Raw genomic sequence first — 26,170 nt, 5'->3', positions numbered from 1 at the left:
TCACGACACGTCCGGGGCGGACTCGATCCGCCCGCGGCCGGACTCCTTGGCCCGGTAGAGGGCGGCGTCCGCGGCGCCGAACACCCGGTGCGGGTCGGTGCAGCCGGGCCCCGGCCAGCCGGTGGCGACGCCGATGCTGACGCTCACCTGCCCGGCCGGGCTGCGCCGGTGCGGCATCCGCAGCGACCGGACGCGCACCGCGATCCGCTCGGCCACCGACCGGGCCCCGCCGGCGGCGGCACCCGGGAGCAGCACCACGAACTCCTCCCCGCCGAACCGGGCGGCGAGGCCGTCGGACGGCGGGAGCGCGTCGCGCAGCGCGACCGCGACCGCGCGCAGGGCCTCGTCGCCGCGGGCGTGGCCGTAGTGGTCGTTGTAGGGCTTGAAGTGGTCGATGTCGACGACCACGATCGACACCGGTCCGCCGTCCGCGGCCGCCGTCCGCCAGGCCGTCTCCTGGGCCTCGTCGAGCCGCCTGCGGTTGGCCAGGCCGGTCAGCGGATCGGTGGCCGCGGCGGTGTCGAGCTCCCGGTTGCGGGCGCGGAGCCGTTCGAGCCCGCGCAGCCGGTCGTCGGTCACGTCGGAGCCGACGACCACCACCGGCCGTGCGCCGGCCGCGGCCGGGCCGCGGCGGATGCGGGCCTCGATCCAGCGCCACGTGCCGTCCCGGCCCCGGACCCAGCCGGAGTAGGTCACGCCGGCCCCGCCGGCCCGGGCCGCGGAGAGCCGCTGCTCGACCATGTCGGCGTCGTGCGGGTCGACGAAGTCCCGCCAGCTCCGGCGCAGCACGTCCGGCCGGCTGCCCGGCGGTGCGACGTCCTCGATGTGCCCGTCCGCGCCGATCACGCAGGCGAAGCCGGCGCCGCCGTCGGAGCGGAGCCGTTCCAGGTCGTGCCCGGTCCGGACCGGCACCCCGCCGGTGTCGAGCAGTGCCACCACGGTCAGCCCGGCGGCCATCAGCACGAACGAGGTGAACTGCGCCCACAGCAGCCCGATCGCCGGGTCCCCGCCGGACAGCGCGACGAACGGGCCGTGCCCGGCCTGGGTGGTTCCGAGCAGCACGGTGGCCAGCACGACCACCGAGAGGGTCACCCCGGGCGTGCCGTGGCGGACGGCCGCCACGACCGGCGGGATGGCGAGCAGGAACAGCGGCAGCGGATTGTCCTGCAGCATCGAGGCCGTCGCCAGCAGGGCCACCGCCGCGACCAGGGCCGCGAGCTCGCCGCGGCGCCCGGCCGGGACCCGGGCCCGGAACACCGTCGGGCGCAGCCGCAGCACGACCGGGACGAACAGCACGTAGGCGAGCGCGTTGGTCGCGAAGACCGCGCCCGCGGTGGGCCAGACCAGCGACCAGTCCGTCCCGCCGCCCGGCTCGTAGTACCGGACCAGCGCCTGCGGGAACGCCGCGCTCGCGGTCGGCAGCAGCACTCCGCCGCCGAGGAACCGCAGCCACGACCGCACGCTCTCCGAGTCACCGTCGATCCACTCCGGATCGCGCCGTAGGAAGGCCGCGGTGAGCAGCACGATCAGCGCGCTGATCGGCTGCCCGATCAGCAGCACCCGCCAGGACGTGCCGAGGACCAGCACGGTCAGCGCGATCGCCGCGAACGCGGCGACGGCGTGCGCGGGTACCCGGCGGCGCGGCACCACCAGCAGGATCGCGAGGGTGAGCCCGTGCGACGGCCAGGTCGCCGACAGGATCCGGACCGCGCCCGTGCTCTCCACCGCCGCCCCGGCCCGGGCGAGCGCCGTCGCGGTCGCGATCACCGCGAACGTCCCGAGGACCGCGCGGGTGTCCCGCCAGGTCCATCCGGGCGGGTCGGACATGCAGGCCCCCCTCAGGCCGAACGCGGACGCGCACCGCCCACTGCCCGCGGTTGATACCACGATCCCGGTGAACACGACGAACCGGACTCGGCCCCGGGCGCGGACGGTGGCCCGCCGTGTCGGTACGCCGTCCCGGTCCGGGTCTCCGGCACGATCGGCGGCGATGAGCGATCCCGCCGCACTCGTGCTCGCCGCACTCCGCGGGCGCACCGACCCGCCACTGCCGGGCCCGGAAGCCGGCACCGACCGGGCGGTCGCCGACCGGACAGGCACCGACCGGACAGGCGCCGACTGGCCCGGTGTCGACGATCCGGCCGCGCTGCGCGCGCTCGTCGCCCGCTGGCTGGCCGGGTACGGCACCGCGCAGACCCGGCGCACCTACGCCTACGCGCTCGGCCTGCCGCCCGGCTGGGCCGACGCCGTCACCGGTGCCGGGCCGCGGACACCGGCCCGGCCCGGCGGCACCGCTCCCCCGCCGGCCCGCCGCGGACGGCTGCACCACCTGGCGTTCTTCCGCTGGTGTGCGGGCCACGCGCTGGACCCGCGGCAGGTGACCGCCGCGCACGTGACCACCTGGCTGCACGCGCTCGACGCGGCGGGCGCCGGCAAGCGCACCCGGGCCAGGATGCTGTCGACGGTGTCGGCGTTCTACGCGTTCCTGGCCGAGCACGGCGTCGTCGACGGGAACCCGGCGGCCCTGCACCGCGGGCGGCTCGGGCTGACCGGCACCTCCCGCGACCCGTCCCCGACGATCCGGCTGACCGCCGCCCAGGTCCGGGCACTGTGGACGTCCGCGGCGGCGCTGCCCAACCGGACCCGGCACCGCGAGCTCTACGCCCGCCGGGCGGTCGCGTTCGTCGCGCTGCTCAGCCTGGGCCTGCGGATCTCCGAGATCACCGGCCTGGACCGGGACGACCTGGTCGTCTCCGGCGGCGAGCGGGTGCTGCGGGTGCGCGGCAAGGGCGGCACCGTGCGCGAGGTGTTCCCCGGCGACGCCTGCGTGGACGCCCTCACCGGGTACCTGCTGCTGCGCGACCGCGAGTACGGCGCCGCGCTGCCGGTGCGCGGCGGCGGGGCGGGGCGCTCGGCGATGCTGGCGACCCGCGACGGCGGCCGCTGCTCCCGGCACGATCTCTACCTGTTGCTCCGCCGGATCGCCCGGGACGGCGGCCCGGAGCTGGCCGACGTCGCCGACCGGGTGCACCCGCACGCCCTGCGGCACGCCTACGTGACCCTCGCGCTGGAGGCCGGTGCGCCGATCCAGCACGTGCAGGCCGACGTCGGGCACGCGAGCATCGCCACCACCCGGCACTACGACCGGTCGCTGCGCTCCCGCGCGGGCAGCGCGGCCGACCTGGTCACCGGCCTCGTCACCGATCCGGGGCCGGACCGGTGACGAGGCCGGTGACGAGGCGGTGACCGGAGCGGTCAGGCCCGCTCGGAGGGCTCCAGCTCGCGCACCTCACCGCTGCGCAGCTTCGCCCGGAACGCCCGGACCTCGCGCTTGACCACCGGCGCCAGCAGGTACAGCCCGGCGATGTTGAACAGGGCCAGCAGGAACAGCACCGCGTCGACGAAGTCGACGACCGCGCCCAGGGTCAGCACCGAGCCGATCACCGCGAACGCGCAGTAGATCGTGAAGTAGATCCGCTCGCTGAGCAGGCTGCGCCCGAACAGGTGCGACCACGCCTTCTGCCCGTAGTAGCCCCAGGTGATCATCGTGGAGACCGCGAACAGCACCACGGCCAGCGCCAGCACCCACGGGAACCAGGGCAGCACCGAGGCGAACGCGTCGGAGGTGACGGTGACGCCGTCGGCCACCTCGGACCCACCGGAGAGGAACGCCTCCTCGCGTGCGGTCGCGTAGAACTGGGTGCTCGCCATGGTGATCGCGAGCGCCGTCATGGTGCAGATGATCACCGTGTCGATGAACGGCTCCAGCAGCGCGACGTAGCCCTCGGTGACCGGGTCCTTCGTCTTCACCGCGGAGTGCGCGATCGGCGCCGACCCGAGACCGGCCTCGTTGGAGAACGCGGCCCGCTGGAAGCCGACGATCAGCGCGCCGAGCGCACCGCCCGCGACGCCCTCCGGGGTGAACGCGCCGGACACGATCATGCCGACCGCGTTCGGGATCTCGGCGACGTTCACCGCGATCACCACCAGGCAGGCCAGGCATTACATGATCGCCATCGCGGGCACCAGCCGGGAGGTGACCCGGCCGATGGACTTGATCCCGCCGATCACGACGGCGCCGACCACCGCGGCCAGGATCAGGCCGAAGACCAGGGCGGCACCGGCGCTGCCGAGCATGCCGTCGTCGCCGCCGGTCACGTCGCGCAGCTGGGCGTAGGTCTGGTTGGCCTGGAACATGTTCCCGCCGGCCACACCGAAGAGCAGGATGGTCACGGCGGCACCGCCGGCCAGCACCGAGCCGACGACCTTCCCGAACCGGTTCGGGATCCGCTCGGCGACGCCGCGCCGCAGGTAGTGCATGGGCCCGCCGGACACGGTGCCGTCGGCGTGCGTCTCCCGGTACTTGACGCCCAGGGTGCACTCGACGAACTTCGTGACCATCCCGAGCAGCCCGGCGATGATCATCCAGAAGGTGGCGCCGGGGCCGCCGAGGGTCACCGCGAGGCCGACGCCCGCGATGTTGCCCAGGCCCACCGTGCCGGACATCGCCGACGTCAGCGCCTGGAAGTGGCTGACCTCCCCCGGCTCGTCCTTGCGGGTGTACTTCCCGAGCACGATCTTGATCGCCAGCGACCAGGACCGGAACTGGATGAACCCGAAGTACAGGGTGAAGATCACCCCGGCCAGCACCAGCCAGGCGACGATCAGCGGGAACGCGGCCCCGAACAGCGAGACCTCGAAGAACACGATGCTGGACAGGGTCGAGGCGACCGGATCGAAGACCGAGTTGATGGCGTCCTCGACCGTGCCGAGCAGCCCGGGTTGCGAGGGCGCGGCGAGAGCATCGGGGACCGGCGGGCTCGTGGCCCCGTCGTGGGGAAGCGACATGGTCGCACAGCCCACCGAACATCCGGACAAATCTCAACTTCGGGGCGAAACGGGTTATCGGAGTCACACCGCGCCGCCGCCTTGACCTCGACCGCACTTCAGCCACCAGCCTGGATCGCGGAAGGGAGCACACATGGACGTCACACCATCCGTCACCACCTTCGACCGGGCCTACCGGGACGGCGATCCGCCCTGGGTGATCGGCGGGCCGCAACCGGCCGTCGTCGCGCTCGCCGACGCCGGGCTGATCACCGGCCGCACCCTCGACCTGGGCTGCGGGGCGGGTGAGCACACGATCCTGCTCGCCCGCCGCGGGCTCGACGTGCTCGGCGCGGACGCGTCCGCGAGCGCCGTGGAACGCGCCACCGCGCGTGCCGCCGCGGCCGGGGTGGACGCCCGGTTCACCGTCGCCGACGCGCTCGACCCGGCCGGTCTGGGCACCTTCGACACGGTCCTGGACAGCGCCCTGTTCCACGTCTTCGATCCCGGCGACCAGCTCCGCTACGCCCGGGGACTGGCCGGCCTGGTGCGCCCCGGCGGCGTCGTGCACCTGCTCGCGCTGGCCCGGACCGGGGACGGCCCCGAGTTCGGCCCGGTGATCGACGAGTCGGAGATCCGGACCGCGTTCGACCGGCCGGACTGGACGGTCGAGGCCGTGCAGCGGACCACCTACCGGGGCGTCGTCACCGGCGCGCTCGCGCCGTCCTTCGGCAGGCCCGCCGGCACCCGGGTGGACGAGCCGGCGCACCTGGCCCGGATCCGCCGCAGCTGATCCGGGCCAGCGCCCGGCCCGCCCCGGCTCAGGCCGGCCGGGCCGGGCGGCGCTGGGGCACGCAGCAGTCCACCGCGCACGGGACGCCGTTCGCGGTGCACCCGGCGGCCGGGACGCTGCCGAGCCGGCGCGGGGCGGCCGCGTGCGCGTGCTCGGCGACCAGCTCGAGCACCATGTCGGCGAACCGCGGGTCCGGCCCGGCGGTCGCCGCCCTGGCGAACCCCATGCCGTGCCCGGCGGCCCGCTCGGCCGCCTCGTTGTCCAGGTCCCAGATGACCTCGACGTGGTCGGACACGAACCCCACCGGCGCGACGACGACCGCCGGGACGCCCTTGGCGTGCAGGTCGTCGATGTGGTCGACCACGTCCGGCTCCAGCCACGGCACCTGCGGCGGCCCGGAGCGGGACTGCCAGACGACGTCGAAGTCCTCGATGCCGAGCTCCGCGGCGACCAGCGCGGACGCCTCGGCGACCTGCCGGGAGTACCGGTGCCCGCCCTCGGCCGGGGTCCCGGCGGCGGCGTCGGCGGCGTTCGGGACCGAGTGCGCGGTGAACACCAGCCGCGCCCCGGCGCGCTGCCCGGCGGGCAGCCGGTCCAGCGCCGCCCGGACGGCGTCGGCGTTGGCGCGCACGAACTCCGGATGGTCGTGGAAGTGCCGCAGCTTCACCAGCTCCGGCGCCGACGGCCCGACCGCGTCCCGGGCCCGGGCGATGTCCTCGTGGTACTGCCGGCACGCCGAGTAGCCGCCGTAGGCGCTGGTGGCGAACACCAGCGCCCGCCGGACGCCGTCCCGGGCCATGTCCCGCACGGTGTCCTCGGCGAACGGGTGCCAGTTGCGGTTGCCGAAGTAGACCGGCAGCGGGGTGCGGGCCGCGATCGCCGCGACCAGCTCCCGGTTGCGGGCGTTGATCGGGGAGACCCCGCCGAAGTGCTGGTAGTGCTCCTCCACCGCGTCCAGGCGTTCCGGGGGCACCCCGCGGCCCCGGGTCACGTTCTCCAGGAACGGCCGGACCTCGTCGGGGGCCTCCGGGCCGCCGAAGGAGAGCACCAGGATGGCGTCGGGATCGGAGCAGGCTCGTTCGTGGCGGGACTGTTCGGGCACCCCCCGATTAGACACCCACCGCGTGCACGCCGCCGTCCGCCATGACCATCGAGCCGGTGGTCGTGGGCAGCCAGTCGGACAGCACCGCGCACACGGTCTTCGCCACCGGCACCGGGTCGTTCATGTCCCAGCCCAGCGGCGCCCGCTTGTCCCACACGTCCTCGAACGCGCCGAAGCCCGGGATGGACTTGGCGGCCATCGTCTTCACCGGGCCGGCCGCGACCAGGTTGACCCGGATACCGTCCGGCCCCAGGTCGCGGGCCAGGTAGCGGGTGACCGACTCGAGCGCCGACTTCGCGACGCCCATCCAGTCGTAGGCCGGCCACGCCTGCCGGTTGTCGAAGTCCATCCCGACGATCGAGCTGCCCGGCCCGAGCAGCGGCTTGCAGGCCACCGCCAGCGACTTCAGCGAGTACGCGCTGACCTGGATGGTGGTGGCCACGTCCGCCCACTCGGCCTTCAGGAAGGCGCCCTCACCGAGCGCCCCGGGCGGGGCGAAGCCGATCGAGTGCAGCACGCCGTCCAGGCGCGGCTCGTCACCCAGGTGCGGGCTGATCCGCTCGACCAGGGTGGCGAGCTGCTCGGAGTCCGACACGTCCAGCTCGACGACCGGGGCCGGCTTCGGCAGCCGCTGGGCGATCCGCTCGACCAGCCGCATCCGGCCGAAGCCGGTGAGCACCACCTCGGCACCCTGCTCCTGGGCGATCTTGGCGGAGTGGAAGGCCAGCGAGGCGTCGGTGATCACCCCGGTGATCAGCAGCCGCTTGCCGTCGAGCAGTCCCATGACGTCCTTTCGGGGGTGTACTTCTAGTGGCCCATGCCGAGGCCGCCGTCGACCGGGACGACCGCCCCGGTGACGTACCCGGCGCCGGGCGAGGCGAGGAAGGTGACCACGGACGCGACCTCGTCCGGGTCGGCGTAGCGGGCCAGCGGGATGGTGCCGAGGATCTCGGCGCGGCGCTTCTCGCCGAGCGCCCGGGTCATGTCGGTGTCGACGAAGCCGGGGGCGACCACGTTCGCGGTGATCCCGCGGCTGCCGAGCTCGCGGGCGACCGAGCGGGCCAGCCCGACCAGCCCGGACTTCGAGGCGGCGTAGTTGACCTGCCCCGCGGAGCCGGACAGCCCGACCACCGACGACACGAACACCATCCGGCCGCCCTTCGCCCTCAGCATCCCGCGCGAGGCGCGCTTGGCGACCCGGTAGGCCGCGGTCAGGTTGGCGTCGACGACCGTGGTGAACGACTCCTCGCTCATCCGCATGAGCAGGCCGTCGTCGGTGATCCCGGCGTTGGAGACCAGCACCTCGACCGGGCCGTGCGCGGCCTCGGCCTCGGTGAAGGCGGCGTCCACCGAGTCGGCGTCGGTCACGTCGCAGTGCACCGGCAGCAGATCGTCGGGCAGACCGTCCTTCCCGGAGCGGTAGGTCACCGCCACTTGGTCGCCCTGGGCCGCGAACGCCGTCGCGATCGCCAGGCCGATGCCGCGGTTTCCTCCGGTCACGAGCACGCTGCGTCCCACGGGGGGTGAACCTAACGCACTACCGACCGGTACCGCGGACCCCGCGTGGGGACGAAGCTCACGGCAGCCGCCTGCCGAGCAGGATCCCGGCGGCCAGCCCGCCGATCAGCAGCGCGAAACCGCCGATCAGCCACGGCCGGCTGGCGTCGACCTCGCGCTCCTCGTAGCCGAGCTCCTCGGACAGGTCGGAGTAGACCGCGCGCAGCTCGGACTCGGTGGCGGCGGTGAAGAACCGCCCGCCGGAGAGCTGCGCGATGCGCTCCATCGAGGCGTCGTCGACGGCGACCGGGGTCCGGCCGCCGTCCAGCTCGATCGTGCCGTAGCTGGTGCCGAACGAGATCGTGGAGACCGGGATGCCGCGCTCGGCGGCCTCCGACGCGGCGGTGAAGGAGCCGCGCGGCTCGTTCTCGCCGTCCGGCCCGGGCACCGTCTGGGTGCCGTCGGAGAGCAGCACGATCCGGGCCGGCGGCGGCACGCCCTCGGCGTCCGGGCCGCCCTGCAGCGACCGGGAGAACGTGTCGATCGCCTGCATCGCGGTGAAGATCGCCTCACCGGTCGCGGTCGACTCGGCGAGCTGCAGGTTGTCGACGCCGTTCTTCACCGCGGGCCGCTCGGTGGTCGGCGAGACCAGCACCGCGGCGGTCCCGGCGAACGAGACCAGCCCCAGGTTGACGCCGGGGGTCAGCTGGTCGGCGAACTGCTTGGCCGCCGACTGCGCGGCGGCCAGCCGGGTCGGGGCCACGTCGGTCGCCTTCATCGACAGCGAGACGTCGATCACCAGCATCACGGTGGCCCGGTTGCGCGGGACCTTCGCCATCGCCTGCGGCCCGGCCAGCGCGACGGTCAGCACGGCCAGCGCGGTGATCATCGCGATCGCCGGGACGTGCCGCCAGCGCCCGGGGCGCCGCGGCGCGACGGTCTCCAGCAGCTCCAGGTTGGTGAACCGGACGACGTCGCGGCGGCGCCGGCGCAGCAGCCACACGTACCCGGCGGCCAGCGCCGCGACGATCAGCAGCCCGAGCAGCCACCAGGGGGTCGCGAACCTCATGCCGGCGCCCTCCCGGCGCCCGCCCAGGCGTGCCTGCGGGCCACGGCGAAGCGGACGATGTCGGCCACCCAGTCCCGGTCGGTGCGCAGCGTGAGGTGCGCGGCGCCGCAGCGGCGCAGCACGTCGGCGACCCGGTCCCGGTGCGCGGAGGCGGCGGCGGCGAACTCCCGGCGCAGCAGCGGCGTGGTGGCGACCTCGCGCTGCCGGCCGGTCTCCGGATCGGCCAGCACGACGGTGCCGACGTCGGGCAGCTCCAGCTCGCGCGGATCGACGACCTCGATCGCGAGCAGGTCGTGCCGGCCGGACAGGGCGCGCAGCGACCGCTCCCACACCGGCTCGCCGAGGAAGTCCGAGAGCACCGCGACCAGGCCGCGGCGGCGCGGCGGGCGGCGCAGCTGGTCCAGCACGGCGCCGAGATCGCCGCGCACGCCGTCCGGGGCGGTCGGCGTGGTCGCGACCCGCCGGACCAGCCCGCGGGCGTGCACCAGGCCGCCGCGCGCGGGCAGCCGCACGATCTCGGCGCCGTTGCTGACGACGGCGCCGAGCCGGTTCCCGCCGCCGGCGGTCAGCTGGGCGACGGCGGTCAGCGCGGCCAGCACCAGGTGCCGCTTGTCGGTGTCGGCGGTCCCGAAGTCGAGGCTGCGGGACAGGTCGACGGCCGCCCAGGTCTCCAGCTCGCGATCGGCGACGGTGTCCCGCACGTGCGGCGCGGTGGTGCGGGCGGTCACCGACCAGTCCATCCGGCGGACGTCGTCGCCGGGCTGGTAGGGCCGCGCCTCCCCCGGCTCCCCGCCGGGCCCCGGCAGCAGGCCGGTGTGGTTGCCCTGCAGCAGCCCGTCCAGCCGGCGGCGGACGGTCAGCTCCAGGGTGCGCAGCGACGCCTCCAGCCGGGCCTGCCCGCCGTCCGGGCCTGCCGTCACGCCGGACCCTGCCCCGCCCCGCCGGGGCGCGCGCTGACCTGCGGCAACGGCACGGTCTGCAGCACCCGGGAGACGATGTGGTCGACCGGGACCTGATCGGCGACGGCGTCGTAGGACAGCACCAGCCGGTGCCGCAGCACGTCCGGCGCGACCTCCAGCACGTCCTGCGGGAGCACGTAGTCGCGGCCGCGGACCAGGGCCAGCGCCCGGGCGCCGGAGACGATGCCGAGCGAGGCGCGCGGCGAGGCGCCGTAGGCGATCCAGGACGCGACGTCGGACAGGCCGTGCTCGTCCGGCAGCCGGGTCGCGACGACCAGGCGCACCACGTAGTCGACCAGCGCGTGGTGCACGAACACGTCGGCGGCGGTGCGCTGCAGGCGGACCAGCTCGGCCGGGGTGAGCACCTGGCCGGCGGTCGGCGGCTCGGAGCCCATCCGGTAGATGATCTCCCGCTCCTCCTCGACGCCCGGGTAGGAGATCATCAGCTTGAACAGGAAGCGATCGCGCTGCGCCTCGGGCAGCGGGTAGACGCCCTCGTTCTCGATCGGGTTCTGGGTGGCCAGCACCAGGAACGGATCGGGCATCGGGTGGTCCCGCCCGGCCAGCGAGAGCTTCCGCTCGGCCATCACCTCGAGCATCGCGGACTGCACCTTCGCGGGCGCCCGGTTGATCTCGTCGGCGAGCACGAAGTTGGCGACGACCGGGCCGAGCTCGACGTCGAACTCCTCGCGCCCCTGCCGGTAGATCCGGGTGCCGAGGATGTCGGCGGGCACCAGGTCCGGGGTGAACTGCAGGCGGGAGAAGCTGCCGCCGACGACGCGGGCGAAGGTCTCCACGGCGAGCGTCTTGGCGACGCCGGGGACGCCCTCGAGCAGCAGGTGTCCCCTGGCGAGCAGGCCGACCAGCATCCGCTCGACGAGCCGGTCCTGGCCGACGATCACCCGCTTGACCTCGAGCACCGCGCGCTCGAGCCGCTCGGCGTCGCGCGCGGGTGTGCTCGGGGAGCCGGACGCGGGGAGGTCGTTCGACGGACTCGTGCTCACCCTGGCATTCGATCGCGGTGCCCGTGTGACGCCGGTGAAGGAGACACCTGACCGGGCTTCCCACATCCTATAGGATTATCCGGAGCCACAGTCTCCGATCCGTTCGACGATGGGACCGCGATGACGCGCCTGTTCAACGACCCCGACGACTTCGGCGCCGAGATGACGGCGGGCTTCGCCGCCGCGTCGGCCCGGTGGGTGCGCGCCCACCCGGGCGGCGTCGTGCGCTCCACCGCCGATCCCGGACCGACCGTCTCGCTGGTGGTCGGCGGCGGCTCCGGGCACTATCCGGCGTTCGCCGGGCTGGTCGGGCCGGGACTGGCGCACGGCGCCGCGATGGGCAACATCTTCGCCTCGCCGTCCACCCAGCAGGTGCACTCGATCGCCGCCGAGGCCGACCAGGGCCGCGGGGTGCTGCTGTCCTACGGCAACTACGCGGGCGACGTGCTCAACTTCGACGCCGCCCAGGAGCGGCTGCGCGCCGAGGGCGTGGACTGCCGGACCGTCGTCGTCACCGACGACGTGTGGAGCGCCGGGTCCGACCGGCGCGCCGACCGCCGCGGCATCGCGGGCGACCTCACCGTCTTCAAGGTCGCCGGGGCGGCCTGCGCCGCCGGCCACGATCTCGACGACGTCGAGCGGGTCGCCCGGCTGGCCAACGACCGGACCCGCTCGCTGGGCGTCGCCTTCGGCGGCTGCACGCTGCCCGGCGCCGGCGAGCCGCTGTTCCGGGTCCCGGAGAACCGGATGGCGGTCGGGCTCGGCATCCACGGCGAGCCCGGCATCGACGAGACCGACGTCCCGACCGCCGCCGCGCTCGCCGAGCTGCTGGTCTCCACGCTGCTCGCGGAGATCCCGGACGGCGCGGGCAGCCGGGTCGTGCCGATCCTCAACGGGCTCGGCTCGGTGAAGTACGAGGAGCTGTTCGTCGTCTACGGCACCGTGCACCGGCTGCTCGCCGAGGCCGGCCTGGACGTCGTCGATCCCGAGGTCGGCGAGTTCTGCACCAGCTTCGACATGGCGGGCGCCTCGCTCACCCTGCTGTGGCCCGACGACGAGCTGGAGCGGCTCTGGACCGCCCCCTGCGACACCCCGGCGTTCCGCCGCGGCCGGGTCGACGGGCAGCGGACCCGGTCCGCCGCCGCACCGGCCGCCGGCCCCGCGGCCACCGCCGTGATCAGCGAGGGGACCCCGGAGTCGCAGGCCTGCGGCAGCCGGATCGCGGCCGCACTCGCCGACGTCGCCGCGGAGCTCGACGCGCACGCCGACGAGCTCGGCAGGCTGGACCGGATCGCCGGGGACGGCGACCACGGCATCGGCATGCAGCGCGGCGGCCGGGCCGCCCGGGACGCCGCCGCCGACGCGGCGGACCGCGGGGCGGGCGCCGGGACCGTGCTGCGCCGGGCCGCCGACGCCTGGGGCGACCGGGCCGGCGGCACCTCCGGCGCGATCTGGGCGGCCGCGCTGGACGCGTTCGGCGGCGCGCTGGGCGACGGGGCCGCGCCGGACGCGCGCGCCGTCGCCGACGCGGCCCGGGCCGCCGAGCAGGCCGTCGAGAAGTCCGGCGGGGCCGCGGTCGGCGACAAGACGATGGTCGACGCGATCGTCCCGTTCGTCGCCACCCTGGACGAGCGGGTGGCCGCCGGGGACGGACTGGCCGCCGCCTGGGCGGCCGCCGCGGACGCCGCGACCGCGGACGCCGAGGGGACCCGCGAGCTGCGCGCCCGGCTGGGCCGGGCACGATCGCACGGGGACCGCAGCATCGGCACCCCCGATCCGGGGGCGGTCTCGTTCGCACTGGTCGTGCGGACCGTCGGGCACCGGTTGCGGGAGGAACCCACGTGCTGATCGGCATCAGCTTCAAGACCTGGTTCTCGCACGCGCGCACCCTGGACTGGCTGCGCGCGGTCGCGGCGACCGCCCGCGGGCACGACGCCGTCGTCTCCGGCGCGGTCCGGCTGTTCGCGATGCCGCAGTACCCGACCATCCCGGCCGCGGTCGGGATCGCCGCCCCGGCCGGGATCGCGATCGGCGCCCAGGACATCGCCGAGCACGACGACGGCCCGTGGACCGGTGAGGTCACCGGGCCGGTGCTGGCCGAGGTCGGCGCGACGATGGCCGAGGTCGGGCACGCCGAGCGGCGCGCGCACTTCGGCGAGACCAGTGCCGTGGTCGCCGCGAAGACGCTCGCCGCGCTGCGCAACGGGCTGACCCCGGTGCTGTGCGTCGGCGAGGCCGGGCGGGACTCCCCGGAGCGGGCCGCGGACGCCGTGCGGGCCCAGGTCGACGACGCGCTCGCCCCGGCCCGCGCGGCCGGGACCGGCGGGCCGCTGGTGGTGGCCTACGAGCCGGTGTGGGCGATCGGCGCCCCGGAACCGGCACCGCCGGCGCACGTTCGGGAGGTCGGCGCAGCACTGCGCGAGCACCTGGCCGGCGAGCCGGACGCCCGGGTGATCTACGGCGGCAGCGCGGGCCCCGGCCTGCTCCCGCAGATCGCCGACGGCGTCGACGGGATGTTCCTCGGCCGGTTCGCGCACGACCCGGCGGCTGTCGGCACCATCCTGGACGAGGTGCTGGCCCTCGGCCCGGCCGCGGTGCAGGCCCGATGAGCGCCACCCCGGGTCTGCGCGGCGGGATCGAGCGCCGCGGCCTGCGCGACCACGTCTACGAGCGGATCCTGGAGCTGCTGCTCAGCGGCGGTCTGGAGCCGGGCGCCCGGCTCGGGATCGACACCATCGCGCGCGATCTGGACGTCTCCCCCACCCCGGTGCGGGAGGCGATGGTCCAGCTGGAACGCACCGGCCTGGTCACCCGGGAGGCGCTGAAGGGCTACCGGGTGGCGCCGCCGCTGGGCGCGGACCAGCTCGCCGAGCTCTTCGACGCCCGGCTGATGCTGGAGACGACGGCGACCCGGATGGCCGCCCCGGCCGGTCCCGAGCTGCTCGCCGAGCTGCGCCGCGCGCAGCAGCAGCACGCCCGGATCGGCGAGCGGGTGGCCGAGGCGCTCGACGCCGGCCGGGTCGACCTGCCGCTGACCGCCGAGTACTTCGCCGCCGACACCGGCTTCCACGCCGTGCTGCTGCACCACTGCGGGAACCGCTACCTGCTCGACATGTCCGAGACCCTCGGCGCCCAGCTGCACCGGATGCGGCAGACCGCGCTGCGCGGCGTGCCCGACGTCGAGGAGGCCGTCGCCGAGCACGCCGCGGTGGTCGAGGCGTTCGCCTCCGGGGAGGTCGACGCGCCGGTCGCGGCGATGACCCGGCACCTGCAGAACGTCCGGGAGCGGTCGCTGCGGCTCGAACGCGGGGACTGAGCGCCGGCCGCCCGGGTCCGTCACGCGATTGACGGCGGCCACTAATCCTATAGGATCTCTGAAAGAGACTCGCACCGCCGCGACCGAGGAGCCGCCGTGACCGCTCGCCCCGATCTCACCGCCGACACCTGGCCGATCGCCGTGTGCATGCACGGCTTCGCCCCGGTCGGCCGGGACGGGATCGCCCTGCACGACGCCCCGGCCGAACGCTGGGACGCGCTGTTCGCCGAGGTGGCCGCGCTCGGCTTCACCGAGCTGGAGCTGGCCGACTCGCACATCCGCCCGGCCGACCTGGAACCGGCCCGCCGGGCCGAGCTGCTCTCGATCGCCGCGGAGCACGGGGTGTCGATCATCTCGGTGCACGTGCAGCGGCAGAGCGTGCTGCAGCCCGGCCGGGAGGACCGCAACCTCGACTACGCGCACCGCACCATCGACGCCGCCGCCGAGATGGGCATGAGTGTGTTCTCCACCGGCCTGCACCATCCGTTCTCCGAGGCGCAGAAGCGGGCGCTGTGGTTCTGGACCGCGCCCGGCTGGAAGGACCCGGACGACGCCGACACCCGCGCGTTCGCCGTCGACCGGCTGCGCGAGCTCGGCAAGCACGCCCAGGACGCCGGGCTGCCGATGGCCCTGGAGATGTACGAGGACACCTACCTGGGCACCGCCGACTCCGCCGTGCAGCTGATCCAGGAGATCGGCCTGGACAACGTCGGCCTCAATCCCGACATCGGCAACCTCGTGCGGCTGCACCGGCCGATCGAGGACTGGCGGGAGATGCACGCCAGGACGCTGCCCTACGCCAACTACTGGCACGTCAAGAACTACACCCGGGACGAGGCGGGCGACGGCTCCTGGTTCAGCTCCACGCCGACCTCGATGGAGCTCGGGCTCATCAACTACCGCCAGGTCGTGCGGGAGGCCGTCGAGCTCGGCTTCCGCGGCCCGTTCCTGATGGAGCAGTACGGCGGTGACTCGCTCGGCGTCTGCGCCACCAACCGCGACTACCTGCGCACCCTGCTCCCCCGTCCCTGAGGAGACCCAAGCATGACTCTCACCGGAACCCACGCGGTGATCGGCAGCGGCTACATGGGCGGCGGGATCGCCCAGGTACTGGCGCTGGCCGGCGCGCACGTCCGGATCGCCGACGTCGACCCGGCGACCACCACCGCCAACCGGGAGCGGCTGATCGCCGAGGCGAAGCAGTTCGCCGCCGACCGGCTGTTCCCCGCGCACGCACCGGACACGATCGCCGAGCGGGTGACCGTCGCCGCGTCCTACGAGGAGGCCGTGCAGGGCGCGACGTTCGTCGAGGAGGCGGTGCCGGAGCGGATCGAGATCAAGCACGACGTGCTGCGCCGGGTCTCCGCGGCGGCCGCACCGGAGACGGTGATCGGCTCCAACACCTCGACCATCCTGATCGGCCGGATCGCCGAGGCCGTGCAGCACCCGGAGCGGTTCCTCGGCGTGCACTTCTCCAATCCGGCGCCGTTCATCCCGGGCGTCGAGGTGATCGCGCACGCCGGCACCGACGAGTCGATCATCCCCGGCGTCGAGGAGATCGTCCGGGCGACCGGCAAGCACCCGGCCCGGATCTCCGACGCCGACGGCTTCGTGCTCAACCGGCTGCAGTACGCGCTGTTCGAGGAGGCGTCGAAGCTGGTCGCCGAGGGCGTCGCGAACGCCGAGGACGTCGACACGATCGTCCGCACCACGTTCGGTTTCCGGCTGCCGTTCTTCGGCCCGTTCGCGATCGCCGACATGGCCGGCCTGGACGTCTACAAGTTCTGCTTCGAGTCGCTGCAGGGCCGCTGGCCGGAGCGCTTCGCCACCCCGCCGGCGCTGGTCGAGCACGTCGAGAACGGCCGGCTGGGCACCAAGTCCGGCGGCGGGTTCCTCGACGTCCCGGCCGACCGGGTGCCGGAGCTGGTCGCCTACCGCAACCGCGCCTACGTGCGGATGCAGCAGCTGCTCGACGAGCTGGGCCCGCCCCCGGTCCAGGAGGCCGGCCGGTGAGTGCGCCGTTCCCCGCGGAGCGCACCGTCGTCCTCACCGGCGCCGGTTCCCCGCGCGGGATCGGCCGCGCCACCGCGTTCCACCTGGCCGGGCTCGGCTGGAACGTCGGGCTGATCGACGTCGACGGCGACGCGGCCGTCGCGACCGCCGCCGAGGTGGCCGCCGCGCACGGCGTGCGCGCCGCCGGGATCGGTGCCGACGTGGCCGACCGGGCCGCCGCGGTGGCCGCCGTCGACGCCCTGGAGGACGCGCTGCCGCAGCTGGTCGCGCTGGTCGCGTTCGCCGGGGTGTCCTCGCCGGTGCCTTACCTGGAGGTCGACGAGGCGGAGTGGCGCCGGGTCGTCTCGGTCAACCTGGAGGGCACCCACTGGGTCACCCAGCGGGTGGCCCGGTCGCTGGTCGGGCACGGCGTCGGCCGGATCGTCGGGGTGTCGTCGGTGTCCGCCCAGCGCGGCGGCGGCACCTACTCGAAGACGCCCTACTCCGCGGCCAAGGCCGGGATCGTCGGCCTGGTCCGGTCGGTCGCCCGCGAGCTGGGCCCGCACGGCGTGACCGCGAACGCGATCTCGCCGGGCCCGATCGACACCGACATCATGGGCGGCACCCTCGGCGAGGAACGCAAGGCCGCGATGGCGGCCGACGGCGTGCTCCCGCGGATCGGCACCCCGCGCGACGTCGCGGCCGCGGCCGCCTACCTGATCAGCGCGGACGCCGGCTTCGTGACCGGCCAGACGCTCAACGTCGACGGCGGCCTGTACATGCACTGACGGTCCGCGTGGACGACCCCACCGGCACCCGGTCCGCGGCCGGTCGTCCGCGGCAGCAGCGCACCGGCCGGTGCAGCGGCGTTCAGGCCAGCGCGTGCAGCAGCGCCGCGATCAGCGCGGTCCGGTGCACCATCCCGGAGGCCAGCGCGTGCTCGTGCCGGGCGTGCGCACCGGCGCCGAGCGCCCCGAGCCCGTCGAGCACGGCGATCCCCCGGGCCGCGAGGAAGTTCGCGTCGCTGGCCCCGCCCACGGCGATCTCGGCCAGGTCGGTGCCGATCCCGGCGGCGGCGGTCCGGGCGATCCCGTAGAGCTCCGCGGTGGCGGGTGTCCGCTCCATCACCGGACGGTTCCACTCGCCGGTGACCCGCAGCGCCGCGTCCGGGTGGTGGGCGCGCAGCCCGGCCAGGACGCCGTCGATCCGGGCGGCCTCGGCGTCGTCGGACACCCGGACGTCGATCTCGCACCAGGCGTGCCCGGCGGTCACGTTGGAGCGGGTGCCGCCGCCGACCACACCGACGTTCACACTGGTCCCGGCGTCGAGATCGCGGGCGGCGTGCAGCGCCAGCACCGCGCGGGCCAGCTCGTCGACCGCGCTCGCCCCGGCCGTCGGGTCCAGTCCGGCGTGCGCCTCGACGCCGTCGACGTCGAGCCGGAACATCCCGACGCCCTTGCGCGCGGTCTTCACCTCCCCGCCCGGCCCGGCCGCCTCGAACACCAGACCGGCCCGGGCGTCCTCGGCGGCCCGCTCGATCACCGGGCGGGACACCGGCGAGCCGATCTCCTCGTCACCGGTGAGCAGCAGCCGCAGCGGCGGCAGCGCGAGCCCCTCGACGCGGGCGAGCCGGACCGCCCACAGCGCCTGGACCAGCCCGGCCTTCATGTCGAACACGCCCGGCCCGGTGATCCGGTCGCCGTCCACCGCGAACGGCATGGTGTCCAGCGTGCCGAGCGGCCACACCGTGTCGTAGTGGGCGAGCAGCAGCACCGGGGGTGCGGTCGATCCGCCGGTGCCGTCGTACTCCAGCACCCGCACGTCGCCGTACCGGCCGCCGGGCACCAGCGACGACGACGCGGCCGGGCCCAGCCGGTCCCCGACCAGCCCGTCCAGCCAGGACAGTCCCTTCTCCAGGGCGGGCCGGTCGTCGCTCGGGGTCTCGATCTCGACGTACCCGCGCAGGTCCTCGATCATCGCCGGCAACGCGGCCCCGGCCGCCCCCGTCAGGCTCATGGCTGTCCCCTCCCGCTCGTGCTGACACGGTAGGCCCAGCCCGCCGGGCGGCTGACGGGGTGCCTCCCGTCTGCAAGGATCGGGCTCATGACGGCGCAGACCACGGCGCAGACCACGGCGCGGACCAGGGCGCGGACCAGGGTGCGGTGGAACGATCTGGGGACCTCCGGCCGGATCGCGGTGGTGATCGCGGCGGTGCTCCAGCTGGGACTGCTGGGGGCCGCCTGGGCGGACCTGGCGCGGCGCTCGCCGTCCGAGGTGAACGGTCCGCGCTGGGCGTGGGCGCTGGCGTCGCTGGTGAACTTCGCCGGCCCGATCACCTACTTCGCGCGCGGCCGGAAGCGCTGACTCCCCCGGGCCCCGCTCACTGCGCCGGCGGGTCCTGCTCGACGAACCGCAGCGTCATCGCCAGGTAGTCGCGCAGCGACACGGTCCCCGGTGCCCGCCGGAACCGGCCCCAGATCGCATTGGCCGCGGCCGGGCTCAGCGCGCGCGAGTGCGCGACGGTCGCGCGCACCTCCGCCTCGGCGATGTCGCGGCCGGCCAGCGCCGCGAACGCGGCCACCAGTCCGGCCGCCCGGTCGTCGTCCATGCGCCCAGCAGAGCACGGACCACCGACAGTGACCGGCGCGCTAGTCCAGCAGCAGGAACACGATCGCCGCGACGCCGATCACCACGATCACCCCGCGCAGCACCGCGGGCGGCAGCCGCCTGCCCACCTTCGCCCCCAGCAGGCCGCCGACGATCGAGCTCGCCGCGATGATCCCGACGACCGTCCAGTCGACCGGCGCCACCACCGCGTAGATCACGCCCGCGACCAGGTTCACCACCGCGGCGAGGGTGTTCTTGAACGCGTTGAGCCGCTGCAGCGGGTCCGACAGCAGCAGCCCCAGCAGCCCGACCAGCATGATCCCCTGCGCGGCGGTGAAGTAGCCGCCGTAGATGCCGACCGCGAAGACCGCCAGGTACACCAGCGGCCCGGACGCCCCGGACCGGCCGGCACGATCCTTCAGCCGCCGGGCGAGCAGCGGCTGGACGGCGACCAGCAGCACCGACAGGCCCACCAGGACCGGCACGATCGTCTCGAAGGCGTCCGGTGGCAGGGACAGCAGCAGCGCGGCCCCGCCGATCGCACCCAGGAACGACGCGACCGCGTAGCCCGCGAGCCTGCGCCCGTGCCCGGCCAGCTCCCTGCGGTAGCCGACGGCGCCGGTGATCGTGCCGGAGATCAGGCCGATCGCGTTCGACGTCGTCGCCGTCACCGGCGGGTACCCGAGCGCGACGAGCACCGGGAAGGTCACCAGGGTCCCGGAGCCGACCACGGTGTTGATCAGTCCGGCCCACAGCCCGGCCAGTGCGATGACCGCGACCTCCCACCCCTGCACCCGGAGCACTCTAGGTGCCGCGCCGGCGGACCGGGCGGGTCGGCGCTGCGTATGCCTTACGCCACGTGCGTAGGCGGTTCCACGCACTGCGTGTCATGATCAACAGGTGCCGTCGACGACCTCCGAGGACCCCCGCTGGGCGGCCCCGCCCCGGCCGCCCGGACGCACCCTCGACCGGGCACGGATCGTCGCGACCGCACTGGAGATCGCCGACGCCGAGGGGCTCGACGCCGTCTCCATGCCCCGGCTCGCCCGCGAGCTGGGGTCCGCCCCGATGTCGCTGTACCGGCACGTGCCCGGCAAGGACGCGCTGGTCGCCCTGATCCTGGAGTCGGCGCTCGGTGATCCGCCGGACCTGACCGGCTGCCCGGTACGGCTCGGGCTGGAGATCTGGGCGACGGCGCTGCGCGAGGTGCTCGCCGACCATCCGTGGGCGGTGCGGCTGATGGCCGGGCCGCGGCAGGCCGGGCCGGCCGAGTGCCGGTGGGCGGAGACGCTGCTCGCGCACGTCGTCGGGGCCGGCCGTCCGCTGGGGACGGCGGTGGAGGTGCTGCACCTGGTGCACGGCTACGTGCGCGGGGCGGCCGCGCTGGCCGGTGACCGGCTGCCGACCGTCGCGGACCTGGAGCGGTCCGGCCGGGCGGACGAGCTCCCGCTGCTGGCCCGGCTGCTGGGTGGCGCGGTGGTCCGCGGCCCGGGCGGCGGGGAGCCGCTGTTCGAGAGCGGGCTGCGGCGGGTGCTCGACGCCGCCCTCTAGTCCCCGGCGACGGTCTGCCGGCGCCGGAGGAGGAAGCGCCGCTCGACCGGGTTCGTGGTGAGCGCGAGGGCCGCGTCGTAGGCCGTGGCCGCCTCCGCGGCCCGGCCGAGGCGGCCCAGCACGTCGGCCCGGGCCGCGGGCAGGTACGGGTAGCGGGCGAGCGCCGGATCGCCGGTGAGCGCGTCCAGGTCGGCGAGCACCGCGCCGAGATCGGCGCCCGGGACCCGGCTGCGGGCGGCGGCCCGGTTGAGCGCGACCACCGGCGACGGTGCCACCCGCATCAACGCGTCGTACATCGTGACGATCAGCGCGCGATCGGTCCGCTCCGGTGACGGGGCGACGGCGTGCAGCCCGGCGACGGCCGCCTGCAGCGCGAACCGTCCGTGCCCGGCGTCCGGACGCAGCGCCGCCGTCGCCAGGGTGAGTCCCTCGGCGATCATCCGGCGGTCCCAGCCGGAGCGGTCCTGCTCGTCGAGCAGCACCAGCTCACCGCCGCCGTCGGTGCGGGCCGCGGTGCGTGCCTCGGTGAGCAGGAGCAGCCCGAGCAGCGCCCGCGGCTCCGGCTCGCCGGGCAGCAACCGGACCAGCATCCGGGCCAGCCCGAACGCCCGCCCGGTCAGGTCGGTGCTGGTCAGGGTGGGGCCGGAGCCGACGTGCCCGGCCGTGTAGAGCAGGTGGACGACGGTCAGCACGGTGTCCAGGCGGGCCGGCAGCTCGTCGTCGTCCGGTATCCGGAACGGGATCCGGGCCGAGGCGATCTTGCGTTTGGCCCGGGTGATCCGTGCCGCGACGCCGGCCTCCCCGGCGAGCAGCACCGAGGCGATCGCGGCGGTGTCGACGCCGCACAGCAGGCGCAGGGTCAGCGCCACCTGTGACTCGCGGGCCAGCGCCGGGTGGCAGCAGGTGAACACCAGCCGCAGCGGATCGGCGGGCTCGGGCTCGGCGTCCGGCCCGGTGCCGGGCTCGACCAGCAGCGGGAACCGGCGGCGCAGTGCCGTCTCGCGTCGCAGCCGGTCGAGCGCGATCCGGCGGGCCGTGGTGGTGAGCCAGCCGGTGGGGTTGTCCGGGACACCGTCCGCCCAGGCACCCAGGGCGCGGACGAACGCGTCCTGCGTGCAGTCCTCGGCGAGATCGAGATCGCGGGTGGTGCGGGCGGTCGCGGCGACCACCACCGGCCACGCCTCCCGGTACGCACGACGCAGCGCCGCATCCATCGCGGTCCCGGCCGCCATGCCGGTCCCGGCCGCGCCGTCCCCGACACGGGTAGTGCCGGTCCCCACCCCGGCAGCCCCGTCCGCGCCGGTCCCGGGCTCCGCCGTCCGGGCGCCGATCGCCCCCGCTCCGGTCCCGGCCCCGGCCCCGGCCCCGCTCAGGGGGTCGCCGAGTCGTCGTCGCCGGTGTCGAGCACCGGCCGCACCTCGACGGTGCCGGCCGGGCAGATCGCGGCGAGCCGCAGCGCGACGTCGAGATCGGCGGCCTCGATCACGTAGAAGCCGCCGAGCGCCTCCTTGGTGTCGGCGAACGGGCCGTCGGTGACCATCGGCGTCGCACCGTCCCCGCGCCGCACCGTGGTGGCCGACGACGAGCGTTCCAGCGCCTCGCCGCCGACCACGCTCGCCCCGGCCGCCCGCACCGCGTCCATGAACTCGTGGTGCAGCCGCATCTCGTCGGCCATCCCCTGCTCGTCGACGCCGTCGTACCAGTCCTCGGAGTCGAACATCAGGAACACGTACCGGGCCATCGTGGCTCCCCTCGGGTGTACGGCTCCGCCGGTCCGTCCGGCGCCGCCACCCTCCTGACGAACGAGCCGGGCCGGAATCGACACCATCTTCTCATCCGTTGTGTGATCCGGCTCTCATCCGTCGCGCCATCCGCACGCGACGACGGGCTGCCGGACCGGTTCGACGCGGCCGCGGGCACGCTCCACGGCAGGTCGGTCGCCCGTCGCCGTACCCAGTGATCAGTGCCCGGTGATCAGTGCCCAGTGATCAGCCCGCCCGGGTGCCGGGCCGGCCGGCGCCGCCCGCCCGGTCAGGGGCCGGACCGACCCGGTCCGGCGGACCACCGAGCTCCTGGCGCGGCCAGTCCGCGAGATCACGCAGGAGCTGCCGGTCGTGCGTCGCGACGACGACCGTGGCACCCGTGTCGCGCAGCGCCCCGGTCAGCTCGTCGACCAGCGTCGAGGACAGGTGGTTGGTCGGCTCGTCGAGGAGGATCACCCCGGGCCGCCCGGCGAGGGCCAGCGCCAGGTCGAGGCGGCGGCGCTGCCCCTGTGACATCCGGCCGACCGGCACCGCCGTCGCCTCCCGGTCCAGCAGCCCGAGCGACCCGAGCGGCACCGCATCGGCGTCGGTGAGCAGGCCCCGGGCGACCAGCCGTCCGACGTGCCGGGTGTGCACCTCCCGGGCGGTCAACCCCGGGTCCCAGGCCGCGGTCTCCTGACCGAGGAGCGCGATCCGCGCGCCGGCCGCGGTCCACACGTGGCCGCGGTCCGGGGCGAGGGCGCCGGCCAGGACGGCGAGCAGCGTCGACTTCCCGGCGCCGTTGGGTCCGGTCACCAGCAGCCGGTCACCGCCGTCGAGGTCGAGCCGGTCCGGCCCGTCCAGCCGCCCGTCGACGGCCACCCCGTGCGCCCGCAGCTGTGGTGCCCCGCGACGGACGCCGGGCTCCGGCCACCGCAACGAGGGCGGTGGCGCCGGCACGTCGAGCCGGTGCGCATCGAGCGCCTCCTGCTGCCGTTTCAGTGCCTGCACGACGCCCGGCGCCCGGGACTGCCGCTGGTGCTTCCCGGTCCCCTTCTCCGGACGCCAGCCGGTGCTGAGCCGGTCCCGGGCACGGGCGACGGCGTCGGCCAGCCTGCGGTGCTCGGCCCGCTGGTCGTCGTGGTCCCGGGCCCAGCGGTCCCGTTCCCGACGCCGGGCGTCCTGCCAGGCGTCGTAGCCGCCGGCGTAGAGCCGGGGCAGGCCGTCGCGGGTCGGATCGAGATCGAGGAACCGGTCGGCGACCGCGCGCAGCAGGGCCCGGTCGTGGCTGACGACGGCGAGCCCGCCGGGATGCTCGCGCAGCGTCGCGGTGAGGAAGTCGAGCCCTGCGGCGTCGAGATGGTTGGTCGGCTCGTCGAGCAGCAGAACGTCGTGCCGGGCACCGAGCAGGCACGCCAGCCGGACCCGGTAGCGCTGCCCGACCGAGAGCGTCGCCAGCTCGCGGTCGCGGTCGGTGCAGGCGGCGAGGGCGGCCAGCGCGATGTCGAGCCGGCGCTCGGCGTCCCACGCGTCGAGCCGGGTGGCGGTGTCCAACGCGGCCGCGTACCGGTCGTCGGCGCCGGTGACGCCCTCGACCAGCCCGCGTGTTGCCGAGTCCAGCGCGCGCAGTGCGCGCTGCGGCGCCAGCAGGGCCTGCGCGGTCAGCGTGCCCACCGTCTCGCCGGGACGGGCGGACAGCTCCTGCCGGGCGAGCCCGAGGGTGCCGGTGCGGTGCACGCGTCCCTCGTCCGGTGTGACGATGCCGGCCAGGACGTGCAGCAGCGTCGTCTTGCCGCGCCCGTTCTCACCGACGACGGCGATCCGGGACCGCGCGGAGACGGTGACCGAGAGGCGGTGCAGGATGCGCCGCGCCCCGCGGGTCACGGAGACGCTGTCGGCGCGTAGGTGCGCGGTGCCGTCAGCGGTGCCGTCAGCGGCGTCGGCAGCGGCGTCGGCAGCGGCGTCGGCAGCGGCGTCGTCGGCCGGGCAGGCGGCGGCGAGATCAGGGTGTTCGGGGTGGTGGTTCACGAAGTGCTCCGCAGCTCGCAGTGGAGCCGGGCAGCACAAGATCGCCGCCCGGCGGGGAACCGGAACGGCGGACGCGATCAGAAGGAGAGGTGGGGCGCCGCCGTCAGCGGGCGCTGCGGACCTTCTGCGACCAGATACCTCGTGCCATGGGGTCGACGCTAGCAACGGACCGCACTCCGGACGAGCGGATATGTCCCACAGGACCGGCACCGGCGCAGCGGTCCCGCCGGCGGCGCCGGCGGTCGCGTCAGCCGCACCGGCCGCGGCCGGTCATGTCGTGCGGCCGCGCCGGCGACGCCGACCGCTGCCGCGCTCATGCAGCCGCGCAGGCGGCTCCCACAGCCCGCGTTCGTGCGGCCGTGCCGGGCGCGGCGTTCGGGAAACCGCGGCCCCGGACGTGCTGTCGTCGACCCGTGACGGCATCCGGCACCGTCCACGAGAGCCGGCCGTGAGCCGCTCCGGCCCCCGCTCGCGTGGCACGCTCCGCGGAAGCGTCGCTCTCCGGCGGACTCTCGAAGCCGTCGGCTCTGCCGCCCGAGGCGATCGGCAGCCACGCAGGTGGGCATGTCGGCGCCACTCCGGGGCCTCCCTCGGTGCGTTCCCAGGGCACCTTCCCGCGGTGCCTTCCCGCGGTGCTGGCTCAGAACGGCGGCACGTCATCGCCACCGTCCCCTGTGGTCTCGCTCCGCCCACTGTCGCCGGACCGTTCCGCCTCCCCGTCACCGGTGGTCGCGGTCCGCGAAGTGCTGCTGCGCAGTGTCGTGCCCGTGTCGCCGAGGTGAGGTCGGTAGTCGTGCGGCCGGGTGGTCTCCCGGTGCCCGCACGGGCTGATCCAGGTCAGTGAGCCGTCGGCTGCGGCGAGGACCTGCCAGCCGGGTGCGTCCTTGAGCTTGTGGTGGTGCTGGCACAGGCCGTGCAGGTTCGCCGTGTCGGTCGTGCCGCCCTGGGCCCAGGGGACGAAGTGGTCGAGATCGCGGATCGGTCGGCTGCACAGCGGTCCGCGACAGAGGCCGTCGCGGGCCCGTACCAGGTCGGCCATGTCCTCGGGTGGGGTGTAGGTGCTGCGGCCGCGGTCGCGGACCGCTCCGGACAGCGGGTCGACCACCAGCCGGGCCCATACCCCGCCGGCGGCCAGTGCCCGCGCGGTGGTGGCGGGGATCGGGCCGTGTCCGACCAGTTCGCCGGGGCGGTCGTCGCCGAGCAGTGTGTCGAGGGAGACCACGACCTGGATCAGCGGCTTGCGCCCGATCGCCGTCCCTGGATCGGCGCGCTCCGCCAGCACTCCGGCGACGATCTCGGCGAGCACCTCTGCCGGGGGGCTGACGTATCCGGCGGCGCCGGCGACCTGATCGACCCGCCCGATGCCCCCACCGGCCCCGGCTGCCCCAGCCGCTCCGGCGTCCTGCCCGGCCGTTCCGGTTGCACCGGCGGTCCGGGCAGCACCGGCCGTGTCGGCGGCACCTGCTGTGCTGGTGGTGTCAGGTGGGTGGGGCGCCAGGATCTGGGTGACGGCCTCCCGGATGGTCTCCACGTCGGTGACCGTCATCGTGCCCTGCAGCAGTTGATGCGCCAGATCGACGCGGCGCTGGTCCAGGGTGCGGGGGTCGTCGGTTCCCAACGATCGGGCCAGTCGGTCCACCGACCGCCATGATGCCTCGGTCTGCTCGGCGGCTGCGGACAGCC

24 protein-coding genes and 1 pseudogene are annotated in these 26,170 nt (G+C 75.2%); 10 read left to right on the top strand and 15 right to left on the bottom strand.

What is annotated here, in order from left to right; all coding sequences use genetic code 11:
- Complete coding sequence (locus ABD160_RS00125) at positions 1–1,827, bottom strand: sensor domain-containing diguanylate cyclase (protein WP_344017408.1); 1,827 nt, start codon at positions 1,825–1,827, stop codon at positions 1–3.
- Positions 1,828–1,990: 163 nt separating this feature from the next.
- Here ABD160_RS00125 and ABD160_RS00120 point away from each other — a divergent pair, with 163 nt between their 5' ends.
- Positions 1,991–3,223 (top strand): tyrosine-type recombinase/integrase, encoded by a 1,233-nt coding sequence (locus ABD160_RS00120; protein ID WP_344017407.1) that lies wholly within the window; start codon positions 1,991–1,993, stop codon positions 3,221–3,223.
- A gap of 32 nt (positions 3,224–3,255) precedes the next feature.
- Here the strand turns inward: ABD160_RS00120 and ABD160_RS00115 are convergent.
- Positions 3,256–4,848: pseudogene (locus tag ABD160_RS00115) on the bottom strand (alanine/glycine:cation symporter family protein).
- Positions 4,849–4,981: 133 nt separating this feature from the next.
- Between ABD160_RS00115 and ABD160_RS00110 the strand changes: the two are divergent.
- Positions 4,982–5,620, top strand: a complete 639-nt coding sequence (locus tag ABD160_RS00110) for a class I SAM-dependent methyltransferase (protein WP_344017406.1) — start codon at positions 4,982–4,984, stop codon at positions 5,618–5,620.
- 28 nt (positions 5,621–5,648) lie between these two features.
- Here the strand turns inward: ABD160_RS00110 and ABD160_RS00105 are convergent, their stop codons facing one another.
- The 6 genes from ABD160_RS00105 to ABD160_RS00080 are packed head-to-tail and all read right to left on the bottom strand — an operon-like array spanning position 5,649 to position 11,251.
- Positions 5,649–6,722, bottom strand: a complete 1,074-nt coding sequence (locus tag ABD160_RS00105; RefSeq protein WP_344017405.1) for a ferrochelatase — start codon at positions 6,720–6,722, stop codon at positions 5,649–5,651.
- Positions 6,723–6,729: 7 nt separating this feature from the next.
- Complete coding sequence (fabI, locus tag ABD160_RS00100) at positions 6,730–7,506, bottom strand: enoyl-ACP reductase FabI (protein WP_344017404.1); 777 nt, start codon at positions 7,504–7,506, stop codon at positions 6,730–6,732.
- A 23-nt stretch (positions 7,507–7,529) separates the two neighbouring features.
- Positions 7,530–8,240: a 3-oxoacyl-ACP reductase FabG gene (gene fabG / locus ABD160_RS00095; RefSeq protein WP_344017403.1), complete on the bottom strand. Its 711-nt coding sequence runs from the start codon at positions 8,238–8,240 to the stop codon at positions 7,530–7,532.
- 58 nt (positions 8,241–8,298) lie between these two features.
- Positions 8,299–9,288 (bottom strand): VWA domain-containing protein, encoded by a 990-nt coding sequence (locus ABD160_RS00090; protein WP_344017402.1) that lies wholly within the window; start codon positions 9,286–9,288, stop codon positions 8,299–8,301.
- A complete protein-coding gene (locus ABD160_RS00085; RefSeq protein ID WP_344017401.1) occupies positions 9,285–10,208 on the bottom strand; it encodes a DUF58 domain-containing protein in 924 nt (307 codons plus the stop codon). Before ABD160_RS00085 ends, ABD160_RS00090 begins: the two co-directional genes overlap by 4 nt.
- Positions 10,205–11,251, bottom strand: a complete 1,047-nt coding sequence (locus tag ABD160_RS00080) for an AAA family ATPase (protein ID WP_344017400.1) — start codon at positions 11,249–11,251, stop codon at positions 10,205–10,207. Before ABD160_RS00080 ends, ABD160_RS00085 begins: the two co-directional genes overlap by 4 nt.
- Before the next feature lie 120 nt (positions 11,252–11,371).
- Here ABD160_RS00080 and ABD160_RS00075 point away from each other — a divergent pair, with 120 nt between their 5' ends.
- From ABD160_RS00075 to ABD160_RS00050, 6 genes are all read left to right on the top strand, one after another.
- Positions 11,372–13,099, top strand: coding sequence for a dihydroxyacetone kinase family protein (locus ABD160_RS00075; protein WP_344017399.1), 1,728 nt, complete (start codon positions 11,372–11,374; stop codon positions 13,097–13,099).
- A complete protein-coding gene (locus ABD160_RS00070) occupies positions 13,093–13,860 on the top strand; it encodes a triose-phosphate isomerase family protein (protein ID WP_344017398.1) in 768 nt (255 codons plus the stop codon). The genes ABD160_RS00075 and ABD160_RS00070 overlap by 7 nt, the downstream gene beginning before the upstream one ends.
- Entirely contained in the window at positions 13,857–14,567 is a 711-nt protein-coding gene (locus ABD160_RS00065) for a GntR family transcriptional regulator (protein ID WP_344017397.1), read from the top strand. The genes ABD160_RS00070 and ABD160_RS00065 overlap by 4 nt, the downstream gene beginning before the upstream one ends.
- A gap of 96 nt (positions 14,568–14,663) precedes the next feature.
- Positions 14,664–15,599 carry a sugar phosphate isomerase/epimerase family protein gene (locus tag ABD160_RS00060; RefSeq protein WP_344017396.1) on the top strand — a complete coding sequence of 312 codons (936 nt, stop codon included), beginning with the start codon at positions 14,664–14,666 and terminating at the stop codon, positions 15,597–15,599.
- A gap of 12 nt (positions 15,600–15,611) precedes the next feature.
- Positions 15,612–16,580, top strand: coding sequence for a 3-hydroxyacyl-CoA dehydrogenase family protein (locus ABD160_RS00055; RefSeq protein ID WP_344017395.1), 969 nt, complete (start codon positions 15,612–15,614; stop codon positions 16,578–16,580).
- Positions 16,577–17,347, top strand: a complete 771-nt coding sequence (locus ABD160_RS00050; protein ID WP_344017394.1) for an SDR family NAD(P)-dependent oxidoreductase — start codon at positions 16,577–16,579, stop codon at positions 17,345–17,347. The genes ABD160_RS00055 and ABD160_RS00050 overlap by 4 nt, the downstream gene beginning before the upstream one ends.
- A gap of 82 nt (positions 17,348–17,429) precedes the next feature.
- Here the strand turns inward: ABD160_RS00050 and ABD160_RS00045 are convergent, their stop codons facing one another.
- The gene (locus ABD160_RS00045; protein WP_344017393.1) at positions 17,430–18,575 is read right to left on the bottom strand and encodes a M20/M25/M40 family metallo-hydrolase; all 1,146 of its coding nucleotides are present in this window, start codon (positions 18,573–18,575) and stop codon (positions 17,430–17,432) included.
- Positions 18,576–18,662: 87 nt separating this feature from the next.
- Between ABD160_RS00045 and ABD160_RS00040 the strand changes: the two genes are divergently transcribed.
- Entirely contained in the window at positions 18,663–18,923 is a 261-nt protein-coding gene (locus ABD160_RS00040; protein WP_344017391.1) for a PLDc N-terminal domain-containing protein, read from the top strand.
- 16 nt (positions 18,924–18,939) lie between these two features.
- Here ABD160_RS00040 and ABD160_RS00035 read toward each other — a convergent pair whose 3' ends face one another.
- The gene (locus ABD160_RS00035) at positions 18,940–19,167 is read right to left on the bottom strand and encodes a hypothetical protein (RefSeq protein WP_344017390.1); all 228 of its coding nucleotides are present in this window, start codon (positions 19,165–19,167) and stop codon (positions 18,940–18,942) included.
- A 40-nt stretch (positions 19,168–19,207) separates the two neighbouring features.
- Positions 19,208–19,960 carry a sulfite exporter TauE/SafE family protein gene (locus tag ABD160_RS00030; RefSeq protein ID WP_344017389.1) on the bottom strand — a complete coding sequence of 251 codons (753 nt, stop codon included), beginning with the start codon at positions 19,958–19,960 and terminating at the stop codon, positions 19,208–19,210.
- A 106-nt stretch (positions 19,961–20,066) separates the two neighbouring features.
- Between ABD160_RS00030 and ABD160_RS00025 the strand changes: the two genes are divergently transcribed.
- The gene (locus tag ABD160_RS00025; RefSeq protein ID WP_344017388.1) at positions 20,067–20,717 is read left to right on the top strand and encodes a TetR/AcrR family transcriptional regulator; all 651 of its coding nucleotides are present in this window, start codon (positions 20,067–20,069) and stop codon (positions 20,715–20,717) included.
- On the opposite strand, the gene ABD160_RS00020 is transcribed toward ABD160_RS00025, so the two are convergent.
- The 4 genes from ABD160_RS00020 to ABD160_RS00005 form a co-directional block, all read right to left on the bottom strand.
- Positions 20,714–21,949: an RNA polymerase sigma factor gene (locus tag ABD160_RS00020; RefSeq protein ID WP_344017387.1), complete on the bottom strand. Its 1,236-nt coding sequence runs from the start codon at positions 21,947–21,949 to the stop codon at positions 20,714–20,716. The genes ABD160_RS00025 and ABD160_RS00020 overlap by 4 nt on opposite strands.
- A 137-nt stretch (positions 21,950–22,086) precedes the next feature.
- Positions 22,087–22,458, bottom strand: a complete 372-nt coding sequence (locus tag ABD160_RS00015; protein WP_344017386.1) for a YciI family protein — start codon at positions 22,456–22,458, stop codon at positions 22,087–22,089.
- 247 nt (positions 22,459–22,705) lie between these two features.
- The gene (locus tag ABD160_RS00010; RefSeq protein WP_344017988.1) at positions 22,706–24,343 is read right to left on the bottom strand and encodes an ATP-binding cassette domain-containing protein; all 1,638 of its coding nucleotides are present in this window, start codon (positions 24,341–24,343) and stop codon (positions 22,706–22,708) included.
- 784 nt (positions 24,344–25,127) lie between these two features.
- Positions 25,128–26,170, bottom strand: a 1,043-nt coding sequence (locus tag ABD160_RS00005; RefSeq protein ID WP_344017385.1) for an HNH endonuclease signature motif containing protein, incomplete at its 5' end; no start/stop codon positions are given.

Source organism: Pseudonocardia kongjuensis, from assembly GCF_039526905.1.
Lineage (GTDB): Bacteria > Actinomycetota > Actinomycetes > Mycobacteriales > Pseudonocardiaceae > Pseudonocardia > Pseudonocardia kongjuensis.
Note: the sequence above shows the minus strand (reverse complement) of the source record. Positions and strands in the feature narration are given on the sequence as shown.

Excerpts from the sequence above, each read along its gene's own strand:
- fabI (WP_344017404.1), bottom strand. The coding sequence starts at position 7,506 with ATGGGACTGCTCGACGGCAAGCGGCTGCTGATCACCGGGGTGATCACC.
- ABD160_RS00015 (WP_344017386.1), bottom strand. The coding sequence starts at position 22,458 with ATGGCCCGGTACGTGTTCCTGATGTTCGACTCCGAGGACTGGTACGAC.
- ABD160_RS00090 (WP_344017402.1), bottom strand. The coding sequence starts at position 9,288 with ATGAGGTTCGCGACCCCCTGGTGGCTGCTCGGGCTGCTGATCGTCGCG.
- ABD160_RS00040 (WP_344017391.1), top strand. The coding sequence starts at position 18,663 with ATGACGGCGCAGACCACGGCGCAGACCACGGCGCGGACCAGGGCGCGG.
- ABD160_RS00065 (WP_344017397.1), top strand. The coding sequence starts at position 13,857 with ATGAGCGCCACCCCGGGTCTGCGCGGCGGGATCGAGCGCCGCGGCCTG.
- ABD160_RS00045 (WP_344017393.1), bottom strand. The coding sequence starts at position 18,575 with ATGAGCCTGACGGGGGCGGCCGGGGCCGCGTTGCCGGCGATGATCGAG.
- ABD160_RS00055 (WP_344017395.1), top strand. The coding sequence starts at position 15,612 with ATGACTCTCACCGGAACCCACGCGGTGATCGGCAGCGGCTACATGGGC.
- ABD160_RS00110 (WP_344017406.1), top strand. The coding sequence starts at position 4,982 with ATGGACGTCACACCATCCGTCACCACCTTCGACCGGGCCTACCGGGAC.
- ABD160_RS00120 (WP_344017407.1), top strand. The coding sequence starts at position 1,991 with ATGAGCGATCCCGCCGCACTCGTGCTCGCCGCACTCCGCGGGCGCACC.
- ABD160_RS00125 (WP_344017408.1), bottom strand. The coding sequence starts at position 1,827 with ATGTCCGACCCGCCCGGATGGACCTGGCGGGACACCCGCGCGGTCCTC.
- ABD160_RS00035 (WP_344017390.1), bottom strand. The coding sequence starts at position 19,167 with ATGGACGACGACCGGGCGGCCGGACTGGTGGCCGCGTTCGCGGCGCTG.
- ABD160_RS00075 (WP_344017399.1), top strand. The coding sequence starts at position 11,372 with ATGACGCGCCTGTTCAACGACCCCGACGACTTCGGCGCCGAGATGACG.
- ABD160_RS00020 (WP_344017387.1), bottom strand. The coding sequence starts at position 21,949 with ATGGCGGCCGGGACCGCGATGGATGCGGCGCTGCGTCGTGCGTACCGG.